We start from the raw sequence: 19,307 nt of genomic DNA, 5'->3' as shown, positions 1-19,307 counted from the left end.
CATTATGTCCGTGCTAAAACTTTCTGTTAAAAAGTCATGGCACCAACAAATCAAATTGTGGTGCCCGGAGGCGGAATCGAACCACCGACACGAGGATTTTCAATCCTCTGCTCTACCGACTGAGCTATCCGGGCAACGGAGCGCTATTAAACGGATTTTCTTCATAACCGTCAACACCTTTTTTCAAATTAATTAAAAAAAACGTTCGTTAGATGTTTTTTTATTCAAAAGTGAGCGTTACGTTTTACCTYGGTTAAATTCTTTCTTGAATTTTGTTACTTTTTCTAGGTATCGGCGAGATTCTTTATTGGGGTGCTTTTTCGTTAACGCCCAGTAAGCTTGACTAGGTTGCAATGAATTTAAGTCACGCATTGCTCGCTTTCGGTCTTTACTGAAGGTATTGAGTACGCCACCGGTTCCGCCGTTATAAGCCGAGATCATGCTGTATTCTAGTGTGGTGGGGTGCTTTACGTCCTTTAGGTATCTATTTTTCAATATGTAGAAGTACGCGGTGCCGGCATCGATATTTTGCTCAGGGTTAAATAAATATTCCGGTGTTGGTTCTCCGGGCTTGTTCTTCACCAGTTTGAATACATCTCTGCCTGCTGTTTTTGGTACAACTTGCATTAAACCATAAGCATTTGCCCAGCTAACAGCGTAGGGGTTAAAGCTACTTTCTGTTTTTATAATGGCGTAAATCAGATCTTCGGGGATGTCATACCTTTGTGAGGCACGTCTAACGATATCGGCGTATTGATAGCTTCGTTTCGTTGCATGATCTTTTACCATTGGGATTTCAACATAATAGGATTTTTTGAAATCGACATCTTTGGTTTTAAGCTGAGTAGCAATCAAATGGTCAGCAAAGCGGTTGGCACGCCACGACCATTGGATAGGTTTTTTCTCTTGGTCTACAACTTGGTTATACAGAAACGGTTGGCCTTCAAGTTTGATACTTTTTGAAGAGAACAGATCGACACTTGAGGGATCATCGGGGGTTAGCAGAGTCGTGATGATCGCATTTCTCAAGTGTCCTTTGGGATCTGTAGGAGAAACAGTTTCTACCGTAATAACACCTTTTGAGAAGTTTACCTCTGAACGACTTAAGTAATTATCTATATATTTCACATAGTTACTTTTACCTGCGATCTTTATTTCTTTACTGCCCCAGCGCTTTTGAATGTTACCAGAGAAGCTGCCGATCAATGCATCTAGTGCTTTGGTGTCTTTTTGAAATTGGCCTGGGAGTTCCGCCAAGTTCTGAGCAAAACGGTTAGTTGGTTCGTAATTTACGCCGTATAGGTTTTCGATAAATTCGCGACTGCAGCCCGTTAACAGCATAGCCACTAAGAAATAAACCAGCTTTTTCATATTCTCCCCATATAAAAATGACACCATAACTTAAGTCATGATGTCATTAAAATTGGTCGAAATAAACGCTTATTCACTCGGTGGAGTGTAACCGTCAATGACTACATCTTTACCTTCAAATAAGAAGTTAATCATTTCTGTTTCAAGTAGTGCACGATGCTCAGGATCCATCATGTTGAGTTTTTTCTCATTGATAAGCATAGTTTGTTTGCTTTGCCATTGAGCCCAAGCTTCTTTAGAAATGTTATCGAAGATACGTTTGCCTAGGTCACCTGGATAAAGCTGAAAGTCTAGGCCATCAGCTTCTTTTTGTAATCGAGTGCAAAAAACAGTACGGCTCATAATAGTTCCTTAATTTATACGYAAGCGTGTCGTTACGTATTAGTCTTTAATTCAAAAGGCAGGCTCTCTAGCAGCTGTTTCACCGGCGCTGCAAGCCCTATTTCTTCAGGTTTTGATAAGTTATACCAGAGACCCTTTGTCCCTTCCATTATCAAATCTGGTTGTTTAGATAATTTCACTAATACTGGTGTGATATCTAGGTGGTAGTGACTAAACGTATGTCTAAATGCAATGAGTGTTTCTGCTTCGTATCTATCATTTTGATTGATAGATCTTAGATCTAATTGATGATCAATTTCCGCCGTTTCATTTTGTGGGAAGCAAAATAGTCCACCCCAGATACCCGTTTGTGGCCTTTGTTCTAGCCAAACTTGATTGTCGTGATAAAGCATCACAAACCAAGTTTCTTTTATGGGTTTCTCTTTTTTGGGTTTTTTTCCAGGAAAATTGAGTTGTTTGTCGAGCTTTTTGGCTTCACACATGCTTTCAATAGGACATAAAGTACATTTAGGCTTGCTACGAGTGCAGACCATCGCCCCCATATCCATCATTGCCTGATTGTACTTGTCGACATCTTTCTTTGGAGTATGAGCTTCTGCATGCTCCCAGAGTTGGTTTTCAACCTTCTTTTGGCCAGGCCAACCTTCAACGGCAAAGCTTCTCGCAAGGGTTCGCTTCACATTGCCATCAAGAATTGCATGAGGAAGCTTATGAACCGATGACAGGACGGCTGCTGCTGTAGAGCGACCGATGCCCGGTAGCGCGTTCATCTCTTCGATAGAAAGCGGAAATTYCCCGTTATATTGCTCAGCAACAATTTTTGCCGCTTTATGTAGATTGCGAGCTCGTGCGTAATAACCAAGCCCTGTCCATAAGTGGAGCACCTCATCTTGTTCAGCGTTCGCTAGGTCGATAACCGTAGGAAAGCGTTCCAAGAAGCGTTGGTAGTATGGAATCACCGTGGCGACTTGAGTCTGCTGAAGCATGATTTCAGATAGCCAAACGGTGTAGGCGGTTTTGTTTTGTTGCCAAGGTAATTCTTTACGCCCATAGGCGTCATACCACTTTAATATGGCGGTTGCGAAAGGAGTCACGACATGCTCTATGCTTTGCTATTATTAGAAGCGAAATTGCACCACACTTAACGTTGGATGTAAAACAGACAAATTGTGTGGGAATTTATCCACGGAAAGACTTGCACCGAAGGCAATTCTTTGGATAATCCCCGCTTTGATTAATCAATGTGCAGGCAAAAATCAATGAGTGAAGTGACCACTAACGAATATACTGAAGACGGCAAACTGGTTCGTAAGATCCGTAGTTTTGTTCGCCGCGAAGGCCGCTTAACAAAAGGCCAAGAAAACGCGATGAACGAATGTTGGCCAACAATGGGTATCGACTACAACCCAGAGCTTCTTAATTGGAAAGAAGTATTTGGCAACGATAACCCTGTTGTACTAGAGATTGGCTTCGGTATGGGTGCATCACTGGTTGAAATGGCAAAGAATGCACCTGAGAAAAACTTTTTAGGTATTGAAGTTCATAGCCCTGGTGTTGGTGCTTGTTTAGGTACTGCTCGTGATGCGGGTGTAACTAACTTACGCGTGATGTGCCACGATGCGGTTGAAGTGTTCGAACACATGATTCCAGATAGCAGCCTGCATACACTGCAACTGTTCTTCCCAGACCCATGGCATAAAGCTCGTCACCATAAGCGTCGTATCGTTAAAGCTGAATTTGCAGAGATGGTTCGCGGTAAGCTTCAACTTGAGACTGGTATTTTCCATATGGCAACTGACTGGGAAAATTACGCAGAGCACATGATTGAAGTGATGAATGTTGCTCCAGGTTTCGAAAATATTGCTGAAGATGGTGACTACATTCCACGTCCGGATGAGCGTCCATTGACTAAGTTCGAAGCTCGTGGCCACCGTTTAGGTCACGGTGTTTGGGATATTAAGTTCAAGCGTACTAAGTAATTAGCTAAAGTATGTAAGGCTTAAAAGCCCTAGGTTATACACCTAAAAGTATTATCCAAAAATTAAAGCCAGCATTTTACGATGTTGGCTTTTTTACCCTTAAGAGAATGCTCTACATAAGTTATAATAATTAAATAAATCAATAGGTTGAATATGAAGCCAACGCAAGCAATCCTGGCGGAAATTATAGAAGAAGTTCGCCCATTAATTGGACAAGGAAAAGTCGCTGACTATATACCGGCACTCGCAAAGGTATCCAATAGTAAGCTGGCTATTGCTGTCTACACTAATGAAGGGGAAGTTATTCAAGCTGGTGATGCTGAAGAAGCTTTTTCGATTCAATCTATATCTAAAGCACTTAGCTTGACGTTGGCGATGGTGCTGTATAAGCCTGAAGAGATCTGGCGGAGAGTTGGCAAAGAACCTTCCGGCCAAGCATTTAATTCAATGATCCAGTTAGAAATGGAACAGGGGATCCCTAGAAACCCGTTCATTAATGCTGGTGCGATCGTTGTTGCTGATCTTCTTCAATCACGTCTCTCGGCTCCTAGGCAGCGTCTGCTTGAGTTTGTTCGCCAGTTATCGGGTGATACTCATATTGTCTATGACAAGGTTGTGGCTGCGTCGGAAATGATGCATAGCGACAGAAATGCTGCCATTGCTTACTTAATGCGTGCGTTTGGTAACTTTGATAATGATGTTATTCCTGTTTTAAATAACTACTTTCATGCGTGTGCATTAAAAATGACTTGTGTGGATCTTGCTAAAACTTTTAGTTATTTAGCAAACAAGGGGACATCTGTTCAAACTGGTAAACAGGTTATTTCCCCTATTCAAACTAAGCAATTGAATGCGTTACTAGCGACTTGTGGTTTGTATGACGGCGCGGGTGAGTTTGCTTACCGCGTTGGTATGCCTGGTAAGTCGGGTGTGGGTGGCGGTATTATTGCAATCGTACCTGGTGAGATGACTATTGCGGTTTGGTCTCCTGAGCTTGACCCTTCAGGTAACTCGCTAGCTGGTACCCAAGCATTAGAGTTGCTCTCGGAGCGTATTGGACGTTCAATTTTTTAATATTTGATAGTTTTGATATTGATACAAAATGCCTCTTATCATAAGAGGCATTTTTTGTTTTTCTTCTCGGTCTTTAAAACTATGATTCTTCTTCAGCCATAAAAGCTTCCAGTAAATCATTCAGAAACAATTTACCTTTTTCAGTGATTTGCCAATGACTTTGGGTTTCCGTGAGGTATTGCTTTTCAAGCGCCCAAGTAATGGTCGGTTGAATGCTTTCCAAGTTTAGACCTGTGGTATTAATGTAGTCTTGCTTAGGGCAAGCTTCGATTAAACGGAAGCGGTTCATAAAGAACTCAAAAGGACGGTCTTCACTGCTCACTTCAAATTCATCAGATAGGTAAGGTTTTACCATATTTTGATAAGCCGCTAAGTAGCCTCTAGGGTGCTTAACTTTAGTAGTGCGAACAATGCGTCCGTCAGCAAAGCTGATTTTACCGTGTGCACCACAACCGATACCTAGGTAGTCACCGAAGCGCCAGTAATTCAAATTATGTTGGCATTGATATTCTGGTTTGCTATAGCCCGAGATCTCATATTGAACGTAGCCAGCATCGGTTAAAATCTTATGCCCTTGGTCGAAAATATCCCATAAGTCATCGTCATCCGGTAATGTCGGTGGCTTGTAGTAAAACATGGTGTTGGGTTCGATAGTGAGCTGATACCAAGACAAATGCGGAGGATCGAGTTCGATGGCTTTTTTCAAGTCACCGAGTGCTTGCTCAATCGTTTGATTAGGTAAGCCGTGCATCAAATCAAGATTGAAGCTATTTAGGCCAATCTTATGAGCTAGGTGAGCAGCATTAACCGCTTCATCTTGTCCGTGGATACGACCTAATTGTTCTAGTTTCTCTTGTTCAAAGCTTTGAACACCCACAGAAATACGAGTAACACCTGCTTTCTTATAGCCAGCGAAGCGCTCAGCTTCGATAGTGCCAGGGTTCGCCTCCATGGTGATTTCGATATCGCTTTTGAATGGGATCCTTTGCTCGATTCCAACCAATACCCGAGCAATACCTTCCGGAGAAAATAGGCTCGGTGTTCCACCACCAATGAAGATTGAATGCAGAGGGCGAGGGTTATCATTGAGCTGATATTTTTCGATATCAGTATCAAGGTCCTCTAATAATGCATCGATGTATTCTTTCTCGGGTATATCTGTTTTAAGCGCGTGAGAATTAAAATCGCAATATGGGCATTTTTGTACACACCAGGGGATGTGTACATAAAGGCTAAGAGCTGGTGGCTTAAGTGTTCCTAAACCTTGATTTCTTACGTCAGGCATTATGCTTGTTGCTCTTTTAATGCTTTAAATAGAGCTTTTAGTGCTTTACCTCTGTGTGAAAGTTGCTTCTTGCGTGTCGATTCCAGCTCTGCTGATGCGCAGTTATCTTCAGGTACAAAGAAGACTGGATCATAGCCGAAGCCATTCTCACCATGTGCAGTTTCTAATATACGACCTTCCCATTTGCCATGACAAACCAGTGGAGTAGGGTCGTTTTCATGCTTCATAAACACGAGAACACAGTGAAAACGCGCAGTGCGTTGCACTTCTTCCACACCTTCCATAGCTTGCAATAGTTTTTCAAGGTTCTGTTGGTCTGAAGCGTCTTCACCAGCATAACGAGCAGAGTAAATACCAGGTGCACCTTGTAAGTAATCTACTTCTAAGCCTGAATCATCAGCAATCGCGGGTAATCCAGTTTCTTTCGCTGCATGGCGTGCTTTAATGATGGCATTTTCAATGAACGTTGTACCCGTTTCGGCAACTTCAGATACGTGAAACTCACTCTGTGCAGCTACGTCAAATCCAAAATCAGACAGAAGGTCTGCCATTTCACGTACTTTACCTTGGTTGCCTGTTGCTAAAACAATTTTGCTCATTGGTCTTTAAACTCTGAATTATGGGTCGGTGGAAGAATTAATCTTCGATATAAAATTTTTGGTTAAAACGTAACGGTCCTGCGCCTTTCAGGCCTGCATTAACATCAATCGTAAAAGTAATGTTTTCTTCGTGCGTGACAGGAAACTCGGCTAAGTAGTAGATCGCATCACCTTCTTTGATTTCACGAAACTTTAGTGTGCGAGTATTACCGACTAGGTTTTTAGCTGTTCCAGTCACTTTTGCTGTGGTTGCTGGTTTACCTAATGACGAGTTATCTAACACACTAATATTAAGGATAGCGGAATATGCGTTACGTTTGAGCTGATACTGCTTCGCTACTTTCGATGTTAAGAAAGTGGAGTTAAATGCTGAGTAGTGAACTTCAACATCTTTAATATTTTTGAATTGACCTGCCCAGCTAGGTAAAGCGATAAAGCTGATCAATAGCGCTGTGATCCATTTATGCATAATTGGCTCCATTAAAAAGCCATCAGAGGATGGCTTTAATTTCAGTAGGGACTTGGCTTGGAGAGCATATTCTAATTTGCTTATGCCGACCAAGTTCTCCTTTCTCAATAACGACTAATCCTTTTGCGACTTTGAACTGTTTGGCAAGGTACTTTGCTAGATGAGCATTTGCTTTACCGTCAACAGGTGGCGTAGTGATAGCGATTTTTAGCTCTTCACCATGCAAGCCTACGATTTTATCGCGGCTCGCTTTTGGTTGAATATAGAGCTTTAATATTAGGTCATCACTGTCTAGCCAAGCCGCTTTAGACATTATAGTTGGTACCAGATAGGACCAATTAGGTCACCCATCAGGAAGTTGGCAAATTGTAATACGATGAACAGTACTAAAACGCTGAGGTCAAAACCGCCCATAGCTGGAAGGATTCGACGAATTGGAGCTAGCATTGGTTCTGTTAATTGATGGAATACGTACTCAATAGGGCTACGACCTTGGCTAACCCAGCTTAGGATTGCACGAACCAATAGTACCCAGAACAGTAAGCCACCAGCCGCTTTTAGTAACGAAAGGCCGCCAAATATTAAGAAGCTAATATCAAAAACGGCTGCACCACCTGAAATTACAAGGTTTAGCGCTACAAATTTAAGTACACAAAGTACGTAAGCAAACACCACGGTTGCAAAATCGATGCTGCCAATAGATGGAATAACACGGCGCAGCGGCGCAACAACCGGTTGAGTCGCTTTTACTATGAATTGTGAAAACGGGTTATAAAAATCAGCACGTGATGCTTGTAGCCAAATACGCAAGATCACAACCATGATATATAGATCAAAAACCGTTGAGATCAAAAAGCTCATTGAGTTCATATAGGTTCCTTTTTAGGAGTCGAGGTTGGCTAGGTCAACAAAGCCTAGCGCTAAATTAAAACAGTTTTTCCATCTCTTCAGCGCGGTTTACCGCGGCTTGCATAGCTTTAGCTACAATGTCTGAAAGTTGGTTTTCGTTAAATGTTCTTAGTGCTTCTGCGGTTGTCCCGCCTTTCGAAGTCACTTGTTCACGCAGCGTTGATAATTCAGTGTCAGGGTTAGCGACAACCATAGCAGCAGCACCGAAAGCAGATTGCTGAACTAACTGACGAGCGGTCTCTGCATCAAAACCCTGCTTAATCGCTTCGGCTTGCATCGCTTCCATAAACAAAAAGAAATACGCTGGTGCGCTGCCTGCTGCAGCAATGACATTATTAATACCAGATTCTTCTTCAACCCAGCATACTTCGCCAACGGCTTGCATCAGTTGCGCTGCAAATTCTTTGTCTTGAGTCGCTACGCTATCATTTGCGTAAAGCCCACTCATGCCTTTACCTAACAAAGATGGAGTATTTGGCATCACACGAACTAGATTAAGTTTCGTCGCAAGCATTTCATCTAAACGGTTAGCGTTGATGCCCGCTGCAATAGAAATAACTAGTTTGCTTGAAAAGTCGATGCTTTGAAGCGGTTGACATACATCAGCCATCATTTGAGGCTTAACGGATAATACAACGACATCAGCTTCTTCTGCTGCTGTTAAATTATCGCTGGTGGTCTGAATACCATAATCTTGCTCTAAAGGTCGACGACGTGTATCAGAGGGTGCTGTCGCTGTAATACTTTGCGCTGGGTAGCCACTTGCAACTAAACCAGCAACGATTGAGCGAACCATGTTTCCCGCGCCAATAAAGGCAATCTTTTTATGTTCCATGTACCATTAATCCTAAATATTTCACGTACGACTCAAGGGAGTACTTATTGACGTGAATAATGAAATCCGTGTGCCAAGGTGTTATTGGCGTTGGCTGTAATCTCTTGCACCAAAAATAGCGGTACCGATTCGAACCATAGTGCTCCCAGCTTCGATTGCTGCATCCATATCACCACTCATTCCCATCGATAAGGTATCTAAGTTTGGATATTGCGCACTCAACTTGTTGTTGAGTTCAGCCAGTTGCGTGAATGCGTTCAGTTGAGACTGGTAGTCTGGCACATTCGCAGGAATCGACATCAACCCTCTTAACGTGAGGTTTGGAAGAGAGGAAATCAACTCCGCAAGCTCAAAAACTTCAGCTTCAGATATGCCGGATTTCGAGTTTTCACCGCTAGTATTTACTTGAATTAACACTTGCAAAGGATCTAAGTCTTCAGGTCTTTGATCATTGAGGCGCTGGGCAATTTTACTGCGGTCTACGGTATGCACCCAATCAAAACTTTCTGCGACAGGGCGTGTCTTGTTCGACTGAATTGGCCCAATAAAGTGCCACTCTAAATTTAGTGTCGAATGTTGTTCGGAAAAGTGCTTTACTTTATCTACGCCTTCTTGAACGTAGTTTTCACCAAATGCGATTTGACCTGACTGTGCCGCTTCTAGAACGGCTTCAACAGGTTTAGTTTTGCTCACGGCTAGAAGTTGAACAGAGTTTGGAGTCTGTCCACACTTTTGCTCGGCGTTTCGAATCTGTGAGGTGATCTGTTTAATATTTTGTTGAATACTACTCATAGCTGACTTTACTTAAGGGAAAATAAATGGATATCACTGAGTTACTGGATTTTAGTGTAAAGCATAATGCGTCAGATCTACATCTTTCTGCAGGTGTATCTCCAATGGTACGTATAGATGGTGAAGTAAGGAAGCTTGGAGTCCCCGCTTTTAGTCATGCTGATGTACATCGTTTAGTTTCTGAGATCATGAACGACGCTCAGCGTAGTGAGTTTGAAGAGAAGCTAGAAATCGACTTTTCTTTTGAATTGCCGAGTGTAGGTCGATTCCGTGTTAACGCGTTTAACCAAGCGCGTGGTTGCTCGGCAGTGTTTCGTACCATTCCTGTCGACATCCCAACGTTAGAGCAACTTGATGCTCCTGAGATTTTTGAAAAAATCGCCAATTATGAAAAAGGCTTAGTGCTTGTTACTGGCCCGACGGGGTCTGGTAAATCGACGACCTTAGCCGCAATGGTTGATTACGTTAACCGTAACCACAACAAACATATCCTGACGATTGAAGATCCAATCGAATTTGTACACACCAATAATAAATGTTTGGTAAACCAACGTGAGGTTCACCGAGATACACACAGTTTTAAAGCTGCATTGCGTAGTGCCCTGCGTGAAGACCCGGATGTAATTCTCGTTGGTGAGCTTCGTGATCAAGAGACCATTAGTTTAGCGCTTACAGCCGCAGAAACGGGTCACCTTGTATTTGGAACATTACATACGAGCTCCGCTGCGAAAACCATTGACCGTATTATCGATGTCTTCCCAGGCAGTGATAAAGGCATGGTTCGTTCCATGCTATCAGAATCGCTACGTTCTGTTATCGCTCAGAAGTTATTAAAGCGTATTGGTGGTGGTCGTGTAGCGTGTCATGAAATTATGATGGCAACCCCTGCAATTCGTAACTTGATTCGCGAAGACAAAGTGGCACAAATGTATTCGATAATTCAAACCGGTGCGGCTCATGGCATGCAAACCATGGAACAAAACTCCAAACAGCTGGTGGCACAAGGGGTCGTAGACCTTGAAGAAGTTCAACAAAAAATTGAAATTGAAGCACCACTGTTTTAAAGCGACGGTTTAAGTATTAAGGCAAAATTGAAATGGAATTAAATCAAATCCTAGAAGGGATGATCACGCAGAAAGCATCGGATCTTTATATTACGGTGGGCGCTCCCGTTTTATTTAGAGTTGATGGCGAACTGCGTGCTCAAGGAGAAAAATTAACAGAAGGGCAGGTGGCACAGATCTTAGATGCAATGATGGATCAAGATCGACGCACTGAGTTTCGAGAATCTCGAGAGTCTAACTTTGCTATCGTTCGTGATAGCGGTCGTTTTCGTGTCAGTGCTTTTTTCCAGCGTGAACTGCCAGGGGCGGTAATCCGACGTATTGAAACCAATATCCCTACATTTGAGCAGCTGAAATTACCAGATGTACTCCAAGACCTTTCAATTGCTAAACGTGGTTTAGTATTGGTTGTCGGTGCAACCGGTTCAGGTAAGTCGACCTCTATGGCGGCGATGACGGGTTATCGAAACGCTCATAAAACAGGTCATATCCTGACAGTAGAAGATCCGATTGAATTCGTGCATGAACATCAAAAGTGTATCGTTACTCAGCGTGAAGTCGGCCTAGATACAGACAGCTACGAAATTGCATTGAAAAACTCGCTTCGCCAAGCACCTGATATGATCCTTATTGGTGAGATTCGTAGCCGAGAAACCATGGAATATGCGATGACATTTGCTGAAACTGGTCACCTGTGTATGGCGACATTACACGCCAATAACGCGAACCAAGCTTTAGAGCGTATTTTGCATCTAGTACCTAAGGAGCAAAAAGAGCAGTTTCTGTTTGATCTCTCTATGAACTTGCGTGGTGTTGTTGCTCAGCAGTTGATCAGAGATAAAAACGGCAATGGTCGTCATGGTGTGTTCGAGATCTTACTCAATAGCCCGCGTATTTCAGATTTGATCCGACGTGGTGATTTACATGAATTGAAATCAACCATGGCTAAATCGAAAGAGATCGGTATGCAGACCTTTGATCAATCTCTATATGATCTTGTCATCAGTGGGAAGATCAGTGAAGAGGATGCTTTCCATAGTGCAGATTCAGCAAATGATCTTCGATTGATGTTGAAGACGCAGCGAGGTGACTCATTCTCGGGTGGTACGTTAGATAACGTCAAGATTGATATGGGCTAGTCGACAGTATTTTCTTTTTAAAATAAAAAGCTTGGCACATTGGCCAAGCTTTTTTTGTATTCACTGATCTTACCTAGCATAGTTGCTGGTGGAGGTTATTCGCCCCATTGGTTTTCAAACCAACTTTCTAAGATAACGACTGCAGATTGGTTATCCACATTACCTTTGCTCAATGCTTTATAGCCACCCATCTCAAACAGGTCAGCGCGAGCTTCAGCAGTCGATAAGCGTTCATCATGCAATTCTACATCTACACCAAAACGACCTTTTAAGCGGTTAGCAAACTTCTTCGCTCTCGGAGTGATCGTTTCTAAGTCTTTACCGTGGAGGTCTGTTGGTAGGCCAACCACAACTAGATCGGGTTTCCACTCTCTAATTTGCTTTTCGATATCATCCCAGTTTGGAATACCGTCTTTAGCTTTGAAGGCTTTTAAAGGGCTCGCAGTCCCAGTAATTTCTTGGCCGATAGCGCTACCGATACTTTTTGTACCGTAATCAAATGCCATGATTGTGCGTGACATACTTATCTCGAGTAATAATAAATCGTTAAGGTGGATGTTAGAGCTTTCATCGTCAATGTAAAGTTGAACTGTTATTACTAACCAGAGTGGTTGAGCATAAAGTTTGATTTACAAAATTTATGCAAAATACTTAAGCCTAAAACTAGGCGTGACCGACATCAGAAGAGAGTTGAGCAACATCAATGCCTAACATTTGCACTGCTTTTTTCCAACGCTCGCTGATGGGGGTATTGAAGATGACATTTGGGTCTGCTTCAATGGTTAACCATGAGTTTTCGGCAAGCTCGATCTCTAACTGACCGGGATCCCAACCTGAATATCCAAGGGCAATAATGTAATTTTCAGGCTCATCATCCGTGCCTAAAACAGCAAGAATATCTTTAGATGTGGTGACTGAAATATGGTCAGTCATGTTGATACTAGACTGATAAGCGTCTTTGGGTTTATGAAGAATGAACCCACGATCTTCAGCTACAGGGCCGCCATTTAAAACGGGTTTCTCTAAGCTGGTTTGTTTTAGCTGTGGTTGTGCGGATTCTACATCGACCTGCTTTAACATTTTACCGACGGTAACGTCGATAGGAGCATTGATCATGAGACCCATCGCACCTTCATCATTGTGTTCACAAAGGTAGATAACCGAATGTTGAAAATACGGGTCTTTCATACCGGGCATTGCTACAAGAAAATGGTTGGTCAAATTCATAATGTCTCCATCCCTTAGAGGGGAATTGGGCGACAAATTGTGTGTCGCCCTATATCGGATTATGCGTTGATACGTCGCTCAATCGCATCCATTAGCTTACCAGTAACTGATACATCAAACGCAGCTTCAATTTCACGAATGCACGTTGGGCTTGTTACGTTGATTTCAGTTAGTTTGTCACCAATCACATCAAGGCCAACAAAAATTAGCCCTTTTTCTTTTAGTGCTGGAGCAACCGCTCTTGCGATAGCCCAATCGGTTTCACTTAAAGGACGAGCTTCACCTGTACCACCAGCAGCAAGGTTACCACGCGTTTCGCCTTTAGCCGGAATACGAGCTAGGCAATAAGGCATAGGTTCACCATCAACCACTAGAATACGCTTGTCACCGTTACTAATATCAGGAACAAATGTTTGCGCCATTGCGTAGTTTTGACCGTGGTTAGTCAGAGTTTCAATGATCACAGATACGTTTGGATCGCCTTCCTTAACGCGGAAAATAGATGCTCCACCCATACCATCAAGCGGCTTAAGGATGATATCACCGTGTTTTTCACGGAACTCTTTAATCTTTTCTGCTTTACGTGTGACGATTGTTGTTGGTGTTAGTTCAGGGAACCAAGCTGTAAACAGTTTTTCGTTACAGTCGCGTAGGCTTTGAGGTTTGTTTACGATCAACGCGCCGTTTTCTTCTGCACGCTCTAAGATGTAAGTCGCATAAATGTATTCAGTATCAAACGGAGGATCTTTACGCATTAATACTGCGTCAAGATCTGATAAAGCGATGGTCTGTTCTGATTTGAACTCGTACCAACCGTTTGGATCTTCTTTCAGTTCAACGACTTTAGTGTCTGCAATAGCGACACCCTGATCTAAGTGTAGATCATCCATCTCCATGTAGTGGATTTCATATCCACGACGTTGTGCTTCAAGCATCATGGCAAAGCTAGAGTCTTTTTTAATGTTAATGGATGAAATAGGATCCATTACGATGCCAAGTTTGATCATTTTTTTCTCCTAGCCTAGATCGCCAAAACGGACTTGTAAGGCAGTAATTGCGGTTAGAGCTGCTGTTTCGGTACGTAATACACGAGGACCTAATAGCGTCTCTTCAAATTTGTATTGTTCGGTCATGCTGATCTCTTCAGCAGACAACCCGCCTTCTGGGCCTATCAATAGTCTAACTTTATTGACAGGCTCTGGTAGCGTGTTGATTGAGTATTTTGCACGAGGATGAAGGTTTAGCTTCAGAGCTTCGCTAGGTTCGCCACACCATTCTTCTAATTGCATGATAGGACGAATAACAGGAACAGTATTACGACCACTTTGCTCACAGGCTGCAATCGCAATTTTCTGCCATTGTGCGAGCTTCTTTTCAAATCGTTTAGTATCAAGTTTAACGCCACAGCGCTCAGATATGAGTGGAGTAATTGTGTTCACTCCAAGTTCAACCGACTTTTGAATGGTGAACTCCATTTTGTCGCCACGTGAAATGACCTGACCTAAATGGAGATCTAAAGGTGATTCGCTGCTGCGTTCAATTCGCTCTGCAACGTCAACATTTACGTTCTTTTTAGAAACTTCAGTAATGGTTGCTGGGAACTCAGCGCCACTGCCATCAAAAAGCAGAACTTCTTGACCTTCTTTCATTCGCAATACACGACCCACATGACCCGCAGCATCTTCGCCTAACGCGAGTGAACCTAAGTTGTGAATGAGTTCTGGGTGATGGATTCGCGGGATTCTCATGCTAGTAAACCTATAAATAGTGTCATTTGGGTGTTTTATCTCTGCCTAACATGGATGCTTTCAGCTTAAAAAACAAGGGGAGTACCAGAGTTTCAGTGGCTATTTTAAAACTCTGGTTGGATAACCTAATTTAAATTGGAAAGGTGAACTCGAAGACTAGTGACATTGTTGGTAAACAAATGGGTTGTGGTTACCTTGAATCTTGTAAATTCGTTCATCACGAGTACATTCCCACGCATCGACAGGGTATTGTTTATTCCATGCTGACATGAGGTTAGTCTGCTGTTTTGACAGTTTGAATCCGTACTCTTGACTCATGTATAGGTAAGTTCGTGCAATCGCGCCTTTTGAGCGTTCTGTTGGCATCACTTTACGTTGTTTAAAGTTCACTTGAACTTCACACTGGCCATAGGTTACGCCATCGACACCATTCCATTGGCTGAAATTGTAGTTAGAACGGTCACCATTTACTTCGCCTATAGCGGGTACTAGGTTGTGTAAGTCCGCTTCCATCGACTTAAATATTTTATCGTTCTTCGTACAATTTTTACGGCCTCCTGACTGCCAACATTGACGCTGGTGGCCGAATTGCCATGCTGGAACCACGTGTTCCCATTCAATGCGTGATGCTCGTTTTTGCTGTTTACGAACTTCATAGCCACAGCTTTCTAAATCTGGAATACCTTTCTTTTTATCTTTCCAAGTAATGTCACAACCACAGTAAAATGAGGTGGGATGGTCGAGGTAGATTTTTACGGCTTCTCTTTTGGCTTTTGAAAAAGAGCTTGGCGGTGCGGCGCTAACGGAAATTGAAAGAACGGTACTTAGTACAAAAAATAGTAAATATTTCATATAGAAGACTGAAAAAAGTATGAGTATTCACAGTCTAGCACTCACTGTTTATGTTTCCCGTAGTTATTTGTTGGAGGTTGCTTGATTAACTGAGCTGTTTACCTGTAAAGGATAGGCTTTGTTGACATTGCTGGCAGCGGTAAATAGCTTGCTGGCGGAGTACTTTATTGTGCCTTCTTATTGATAAAGGGTAAGTGTTACATCGGCACTGATATTCAAAAGTTTTACCTTGTACCGAAGCAACTTCAAAGCTATGTGTGGTTTTTGCAGGCACTTTGAATACTGCTTCCATTACATATTGCCACTCCTTACCATGTGGACGGACACGACCAAAAACTTGGTAAGTAATTAAGTGAGCGACTTCATGGGGAATTACTTCATCTAAGAAGGGCTGTTTGTTTTCTTCAAATAAAACTTGGTTAATTTTGATTTCGTTARTTTGTAGATACGCTTTTCCAGCTGCTTTCCCTCGTAACTTATAAGTTAGTGTTGGGAGTGGGAAGGTTCGTTCAAAATGTTGTTGCGCGATGCTCATACAGGTGGCGAGTACTTTATTTGCTTGGTAGTGAAGAGGCTGATACGGCAATTGTGGCTCCAAAAAAAGGCCTTAGTTTAAACTAAGACCAAATACTATCATCTTTGATATGTAAGGTTGGAGACCTATGGATGATGTTTTTTCTTAATGATATCGTGGTAAGCGTGCCATGTACCGTAGCCGAGTAAAGGCATGGTAACGATCATACCGAGCCCGTAAGAAGCAAACCCAATTAATATCCCGCCACAAATCAAGGTTGCCCAAACGATCATGGCCGGAACATTAGACTTAACGGCGTTGAAGCTGGTGAAAATTGCACTCATAACATCGACTCTTCTTTCCATCATTAGTGGGATAGAAAAAGCCGAGATACTGAAAATGAGACTTGCGATGACCAAGCCTGCTACTGAGCCTGTAATTAGGAAGGGAGCGAATTCAGTTAATGGTGCCCCTTGTACTGCAGGATAGAGAGCATGAATCAGTGCTGCTATTCTCATCCAGAAAATCATTGCGACAACGAGCACGACAGCAAAAGCCCATTGAGATGAAGAGTTACGAGTTATTGCTTTCATTGAGTGGAGTAAGCTGGCGTTGTGCCCCTTTTCTCGTTCCCAGCTCGCATCATATAAGCCTAATGCCAAAAAAGGGCCGATGAGCATATAAACAATTAAGCTAGGCATTACGACTAAGTGTGTACCTTGCCATTGTACTAACTGCACAATAGCGATTGCTGCAGCCATAAAGCAGAGCCCGTAAAAGGCGCTGATAAAAGGCATGCGAATAAAGTCATGGAGTGCAAGTGATAACCAGTGGAAGGGAGCAGAGACACTTACCTGATTACAAGGAATTGTTCGTGCGTATTCACTATCACTGACCCTATGTTTCTTGTTTGTAAAATCTGATTGCTGAGCTGTGCGAGGCATAGTTCCCTCCCTCAATTGAAAAGTTCCTAGGTTAAAGTCCCTAGTCCCTAGGGGCCAGTCCTTAGAAGAGAGGAATCTTCCACGAACTAGGAACTTCTTTTCCTAGGAACTCAATTAACTATTGGCAGTTCCGGCGGAAAATACAAATTCTTAGCCTGAATTTTGAAGGTGTTTATTGATGTTATACGAGGATTAATGAGAGGGCTGGAGTTGGCTTTTCTATAAAAAACACATAAAAATAAAGCCCTTACCGTTAGGTAAGGGCTTTATTAAAATCTTAATTTTTAGGCTAAATTATTTTAGGCCTGCGAAGTCCGCAAGGATTGCCGCTTTGTCTGTAGCTTCCCAAGGGAACTCTTCACGACCGAAGTGACCGTATGCTGCCGTCTTCTTGTAGATTGGCTGAAGAAGGTTAAGCATTTCTTGAAGGCCGTATGGACGTAGGTCGAAGTTTTGACGAACAGCTTCAATGATGATTTCGTGAGCTACTTTCTCAGTACCAAACGTTTCAACCATGATAGATGTTGGATCAGCAACACCGATAGCGTAAGACAGTTGAATCTCACAACGGTCAGCCATGCCAGCAGCAACGATGTTTTTCGCAACGTAACGTGCTGCGTAAGCTGCAGAACGGTCAACTTTTGATGGATCTTTACCAGAGAAAGCACCGCCACCGTGACGAGCTGCGCCGCCGTAGGTATCAACGATGATCTTACGACCGGTTAGACCACAGTCACCCATTGGACCACCGATTACGAAACGGCCTGTTGGATTGATGAAGAAGTTAGTGTCTTTGTTGATCCACTCAGAAGGCAGTACTGGTTTGATGATCTCTTCCATTACCGCTTCACGTAGGTCTGGAGTCGTTACTGAATCACAGTGCTGAGTTGAAAGAACAACCGCATCGATACCAACGATCTTACCTTGGTCGTACTGGAAAGTTACCTGAGATTTAGCATCTGGACGAAGGAAGTTTAGTTTGCCGCTCTTACGAACTTCCGCTTGCTTTTTAACAAGAAGGTGAGAGTAAGTAATTGGAGCTGGCATTAGGATTGGTGTTTCGTTAGTTGCGTAACCAAACATGATACCTTGGTCGCCTGCGCCTTGATCTTTAGGATCGGCTTTATCAACACCTTGGTTGATATCAGGAGACTGTTTACCAATGGTGTTCAGTACAGCACAAGAATCAGCGTCAAAACCCATATCAGAATGAACGTAACCAATCTCACGTACAGTTTGACGAGTGATCTCTTCGATATCAACCCATGCTGACGTAGTTACTTCACCGCCAACCATAACCATGCCGGTTTTTACGTAAGTCTCACAAGCAACACGTGCTTTTGGATCTTGTTCGATGATGGCATCAAGAACAGCATCAGAAATTTGGTCTGCAATTTTATCTGGATGACCTTCTGAAACTGACTCAGAAGTAAAAAGGTGCTTAGCCATGAGAGCTCCACTTTTAAATTTAGGTATAAATATAAAGGTGGCGAATTCGTATTATCGGCACCATTAAAAATGTATTTATGTAGGTGTTTCTACATCTAGACGTCTATTCTAGTTTTCAGCGCTCGAATTACAAGCTCTTTTTTATGATATGTCATAACCAAACGTTTGCGTAAAAGGGTCTCGTTTTTTCAATCAAGCCAAATTAGTCTTATTTTTTGTTTGAAAACTGAGCAGGTCATCAAGTAAATCGTTTGCAGTCGCATAAGCCGTTTGAGAGAATACAGCACCTCGGATCAGTTAGTGATACCGAGCTTATATATTTTCAAATCGCTTATGTACTCAGGAGCAGACATGCCTTCTCGTAAAGATCTAGCCAACGCAATTCGTGCACTTAGCATGGATGGCGTTCAACAAGCAAATTCAGGCCACCCTGGCGCACCTATGGGTATGGCTGACATCGCTGAAGTTCTTTGGCGTGGTCATTTAAACCACAACCCGCAAAACCCAGAGTGGGCAGATCGCGACCGTTTTATCCTTTCAAACGGCCACGGCTCAATGTTGATTTACTCTCTGCTTCACCTAGCAGGTTACGAGCTTTCAATTGAAGATCTTAAGAACTTCCGTCAACTGCACTCTAAGACTCCTGGTCACCCAGAGTACGGCTACGCACCAGGTATCGAAACAACGACTGGTCCATTAGGTCAAGGTATTACTA

Annotated in this window: 22 protein-coding genes, 1 tRNA gene and 1 pseudogene; 5 read left to right on the top strand and 19 right to left on the bottom strand. The window is 42.7% G+C overall.

Translation table 11 applies throughout. The features are described 5' to 3' along the window. Positions 1–58: 58 nt before the first annotated feature. The 4 genes from L4C33_RS10500 to mutY all read right to left on the bottom strand — a co-directional run bounded on the left by L4C33_RS10500 (position 59) and on the right by mutY (position 2,807). Positions 59–134 (bottom strand) — tRNA-Phe (locus L4C33_RS10500). Between the two features lie 103 nt (positions 135–237). After that, positions 238–1,371 (bottom strand): membrane-bound lytic murein transglycosylase MltC, encoded by a 1,134-nt coding sequence (mltC, locus tag L4C33_RS10495; RefSeq protein WP_428812388.1) that lies wholly within the window; start codon positions 1,369–1,371, stop codon positions 238–240. A 69-nt stretch (positions 1,372–1,440) separates the two neighbouring features. Next, positions 1,441–1,713, bottom strand: a complete 273-nt coding sequence (locus L4C33_RS10490; protein ID WP_428812387.1) for an oxidative damage protection protein — start codon at positions 1,711–1,713, stop codon at positions 1,441–1,443. Between the two features lie 32 nt (positions 1,714–1,745). Further along, complete coding sequence (gene mutY, locus L4C33_RS10485) at positions 1,746–2,807, bottom strand: A/G-specific adenine glycosylase (RefSeq protein ID WP_428812386.1); 1,062 nt, start codon at positions 2,805–2,807, stop codon at positions 1,746–1,748. 165 nt (positions 2,808–2,972) lie between these two features. Between mutY and trmB the strand changes: the two genes are divergently transcribed. Continuing rightward, positions 2,973–3,692, top strand: coding sequence for a tRNA (guanosine(46)-N7)-methyltransferase TrmB (gene trmB, locus L4C33_RS10480; protein ID WP_428812385.1), 720 nt, complete (start codon positions 2,973–2,975; stop codon positions 3,690–3,692). 153 nt (positions 3,693–3,845) lie between these two features. Further along, entirely contained in the window at positions 3,846–4,766 is a 921-nt protein-coding gene (gene glsB, locus L4C33_RS10475) for a glutaminase B (protein ID WP_428812384.1), read from the top strand. 79 nt (positions 4,767–4,845) lie between these two features. On the opposite strand, the gene hemW is transcribed toward glsB, so the two are convergent. From hemW to L4C33_RS10440, 7 genes are all read right to left on the bottom strand, one after another. Beyond that, a complete protein-coding gene (hemW, locus tag L4C33_RS10470) occupies positions 4,846–6,051 on the bottom strand; it encodes a radical SAM family heme chaperone HemW (protein ID WP_428812383.1) in 1,206 nt (401 codons plus the stop codon). After that, a complete protein-coding gene (locus L4C33_RS10465) occupies positions 6,051–6,650 on the bottom strand; it encodes an XTP/dITP diphosphatase (RefSeq protein ID WP_428812382.1) in 600 nt (199 codons plus the stop codon). Before L4C33_RS10465 ends, hemW begins: the two co-directional genes overlap by 1 nt. A 37-nt stretch (positions 6,651–6,687) precedes the next feature. Further along, positions 6,688–7,119, bottom strand: coding sequence for a DUF4426 domain-containing protein (locus tag L4C33_RS10460; RefSeq protein WP_428812381.1), 432 nt, complete (start codon positions 7,117–7,119; stop codon positions 6,688–6,690). Between the two features lie 22 nt (positions 7,120–7,141). Continuing rightward, on the bottom strand, positions 7,142–7,432 hold the full coding sequence (gene yggU, locus L4C33_RS10455; protein ID WP_428812380.1) for a DUF167 family protein YggU: 291 nt from the start codon (positions 7,430–7,432) through the stop codon (positions 7,142–7,144). Further along, positions 7,432–7,989, bottom strand: a complete 558-nt coding sequence (locus L4C33_RS10450; RefSeq protein ID WP_428812379.1) for a YggT family protein — start codon at positions 7,987–7,989, stop codon at positions 7,432–7,434. Before L4C33_RS10450 ends, yggU begins: the two co-directional genes overlap by 1 nt. Before the next feature lie 55 nt (positions 7,990–8,044). Continuing rightward, the gene (proC, locus tag L4C33_RS10445; protein ID WP_428812378.1) at positions 8,045–8,863 is read right to left on the bottom strand and encodes a pyrroline-5-carboxylate reductase; all 819 of its coding nucleotides are present in this window, start codon (positions 8,861–8,863) and stop codon (positions 8,045–8,047) included. Between the two features lie 81 nt (positions 8,864–8,944). Next, complete coding sequence (locus tag L4C33_RS10440) at positions 8,945–9,655, bottom strand: YggS family pyridoxal phosphate-dependent enzyme (RefSeq protein WP_428812377.1); 711 nt, start codon at positions 9,653–9,655, stop codon at positions 8,945–8,947. A gap of 26 nt (positions 9,656–9,681) precedes the next feature. On the opposite strand from L4C33_RS10440, the gene L4C33_RS10435 reads away from it, so the two are divergent. Then, positions 9,682–10,719: a type IV pilus twitching motility protein PilT gene (locus L4C33_RS10435; protein ID WP_428812376.1), complete on the top strand. Its 1,038-nt coding sequence runs from the start codon at positions 9,682–9,684 to the stop codon at positions 10,717–10,719. 32 nt (positions 10,720–10,751) lie between these two features. Beyond that, entirely contained in the window at positions 10,752–11,858 is a 1,107-nt protein-coding gene (locus L4C33_RS10430) for a PilT/PilU family type 4a pilus ATPase (protein WP_428812375.1), read from the top strand. A 95-nt stretch (positions 11,859–11,953) separates the two neighbouring features. On the opposite strand, the gene ruvX is transcribed toward L4C33_RS10430, so the two are convergent. The 8 genes from ruvX to metK all read right to left on the bottom strand — a co-directional run bounded on the left by ruvX (position 11,954) and on the right by metK (position 18,592). After that, on the bottom strand, positions 11,954–12,379 hold the full coding sequence (gene ruvX / locus L4C33_RS10425; protein ID WP_428812374.1) for a Holliday junction resolvase RuvX: 426 nt from the start codon (positions 12,377–12,379) through the stop codon (positions 11,954–11,956). A gap of 142 nt (positions 12,380–12,521) precedes the next feature. Next, on the bottom strand, positions 12,522–13,085 hold the full coding sequence (locus tag L4C33_RS10420; protein ID WP_428812373.1) for a YqgE/AlgH family protein: 564 nt from the start codon (positions 13,083–13,085) through the stop codon (positions 12,522–12,524). A gap of 59 nt (positions 13,086–13,144) precedes the next feature. Further along, positions 13,145–14,092, bottom strand: coding sequence for a glutathione synthase (gene gshB, locus L4C33_RS10415; protein ID WP_428812372.1), 948 nt, complete (start codon positions 14,090–14,092; stop codon positions 13,145–13,147). Positions 14,093–14,101: 9 nt separating this feature from the next. Beyond that, positions 14,102–14,833 (bottom strand): 16S rRNA (uracil(1498)-N(3))-methyltransferase, encoded by a 732-nt coding sequence (rsmE, locus tag L4C33_RS10410; RefSeq protein WP_428812371.1) that lies wholly within the window; start codon positions 14,831–14,833, stop codon positions 14,102–14,104. Between the two features lie 156 nt (positions 14,834–14,989). Continuing rightward, a complete protein-coding gene (locus L4C33_RS10405) occupies positions 14,990–15,685 on the bottom strand; it encodes an endonuclease (RefSeq protein ID WP_428812370.1) in 696 nt (231 codons plus the stop codon). 85 nt (positions 15,686–15,770) lie between these two features. Continuing rightward, positions 15,771–16,271, bottom strand: a complete 501-nt coding sequence (locus tag L4C33_RS10400) for a SprT family zinc-dependent metalloprotease (protein WP_428812369.1) — start codon at positions 16,269–16,271, stop codon at positions 15,771–15,773. A gap of 74 nt (positions 16,272–16,345) precedes the next feature. Beyond that, positions 16,346–17,143, bottom strand: a complete 798-nt coding sequence (locus L4C33_RS10395) for a DUF2189 domain-containing protein (RefSeq protein WP_428812368.1) — start codon at positions 17,141–17,143, stop codon at positions 16,346–16,348. A gap of 294 nt (positions 17,144–17,437) precedes the next feature. Further along, positions 17,438–18,592: a methionine adenosyltransferase gene (metK, locus tag L4C33_RS10390; RefSeq protein ID WP_428812367.1), complete on the bottom strand. Its 1,155-nt coding sequence runs from the start codon at positions 18,590–18,592 to the stop codon at positions 17,438–17,440. A 351-nt stretch (positions 18,593–18,943) separates the two neighbouring features. Between metK and L4C33_RS10385 the strand changes: the two are divergent. Next, positions 18,944–19,307: pseudogene (locus L4C33_RS10385) on the top strand (transketolase); the annotation flags it as partial.

The sequence above is a fragment of the Vibrio makurazakiensis genome (genome assembly GCF_050337375.1).
GTDB classification, from domain to species: Bacteria; Pseudomonadota; Gammaproteobacteria; order Enterobacterales; family Vibrionaceae; genus Vibrio; species Vibrio makurazakiensis.
Note: the sequence above shows the minus strand (reverse complement) of the source record. Positions and strands in the feature narration are given on the sequence as shown.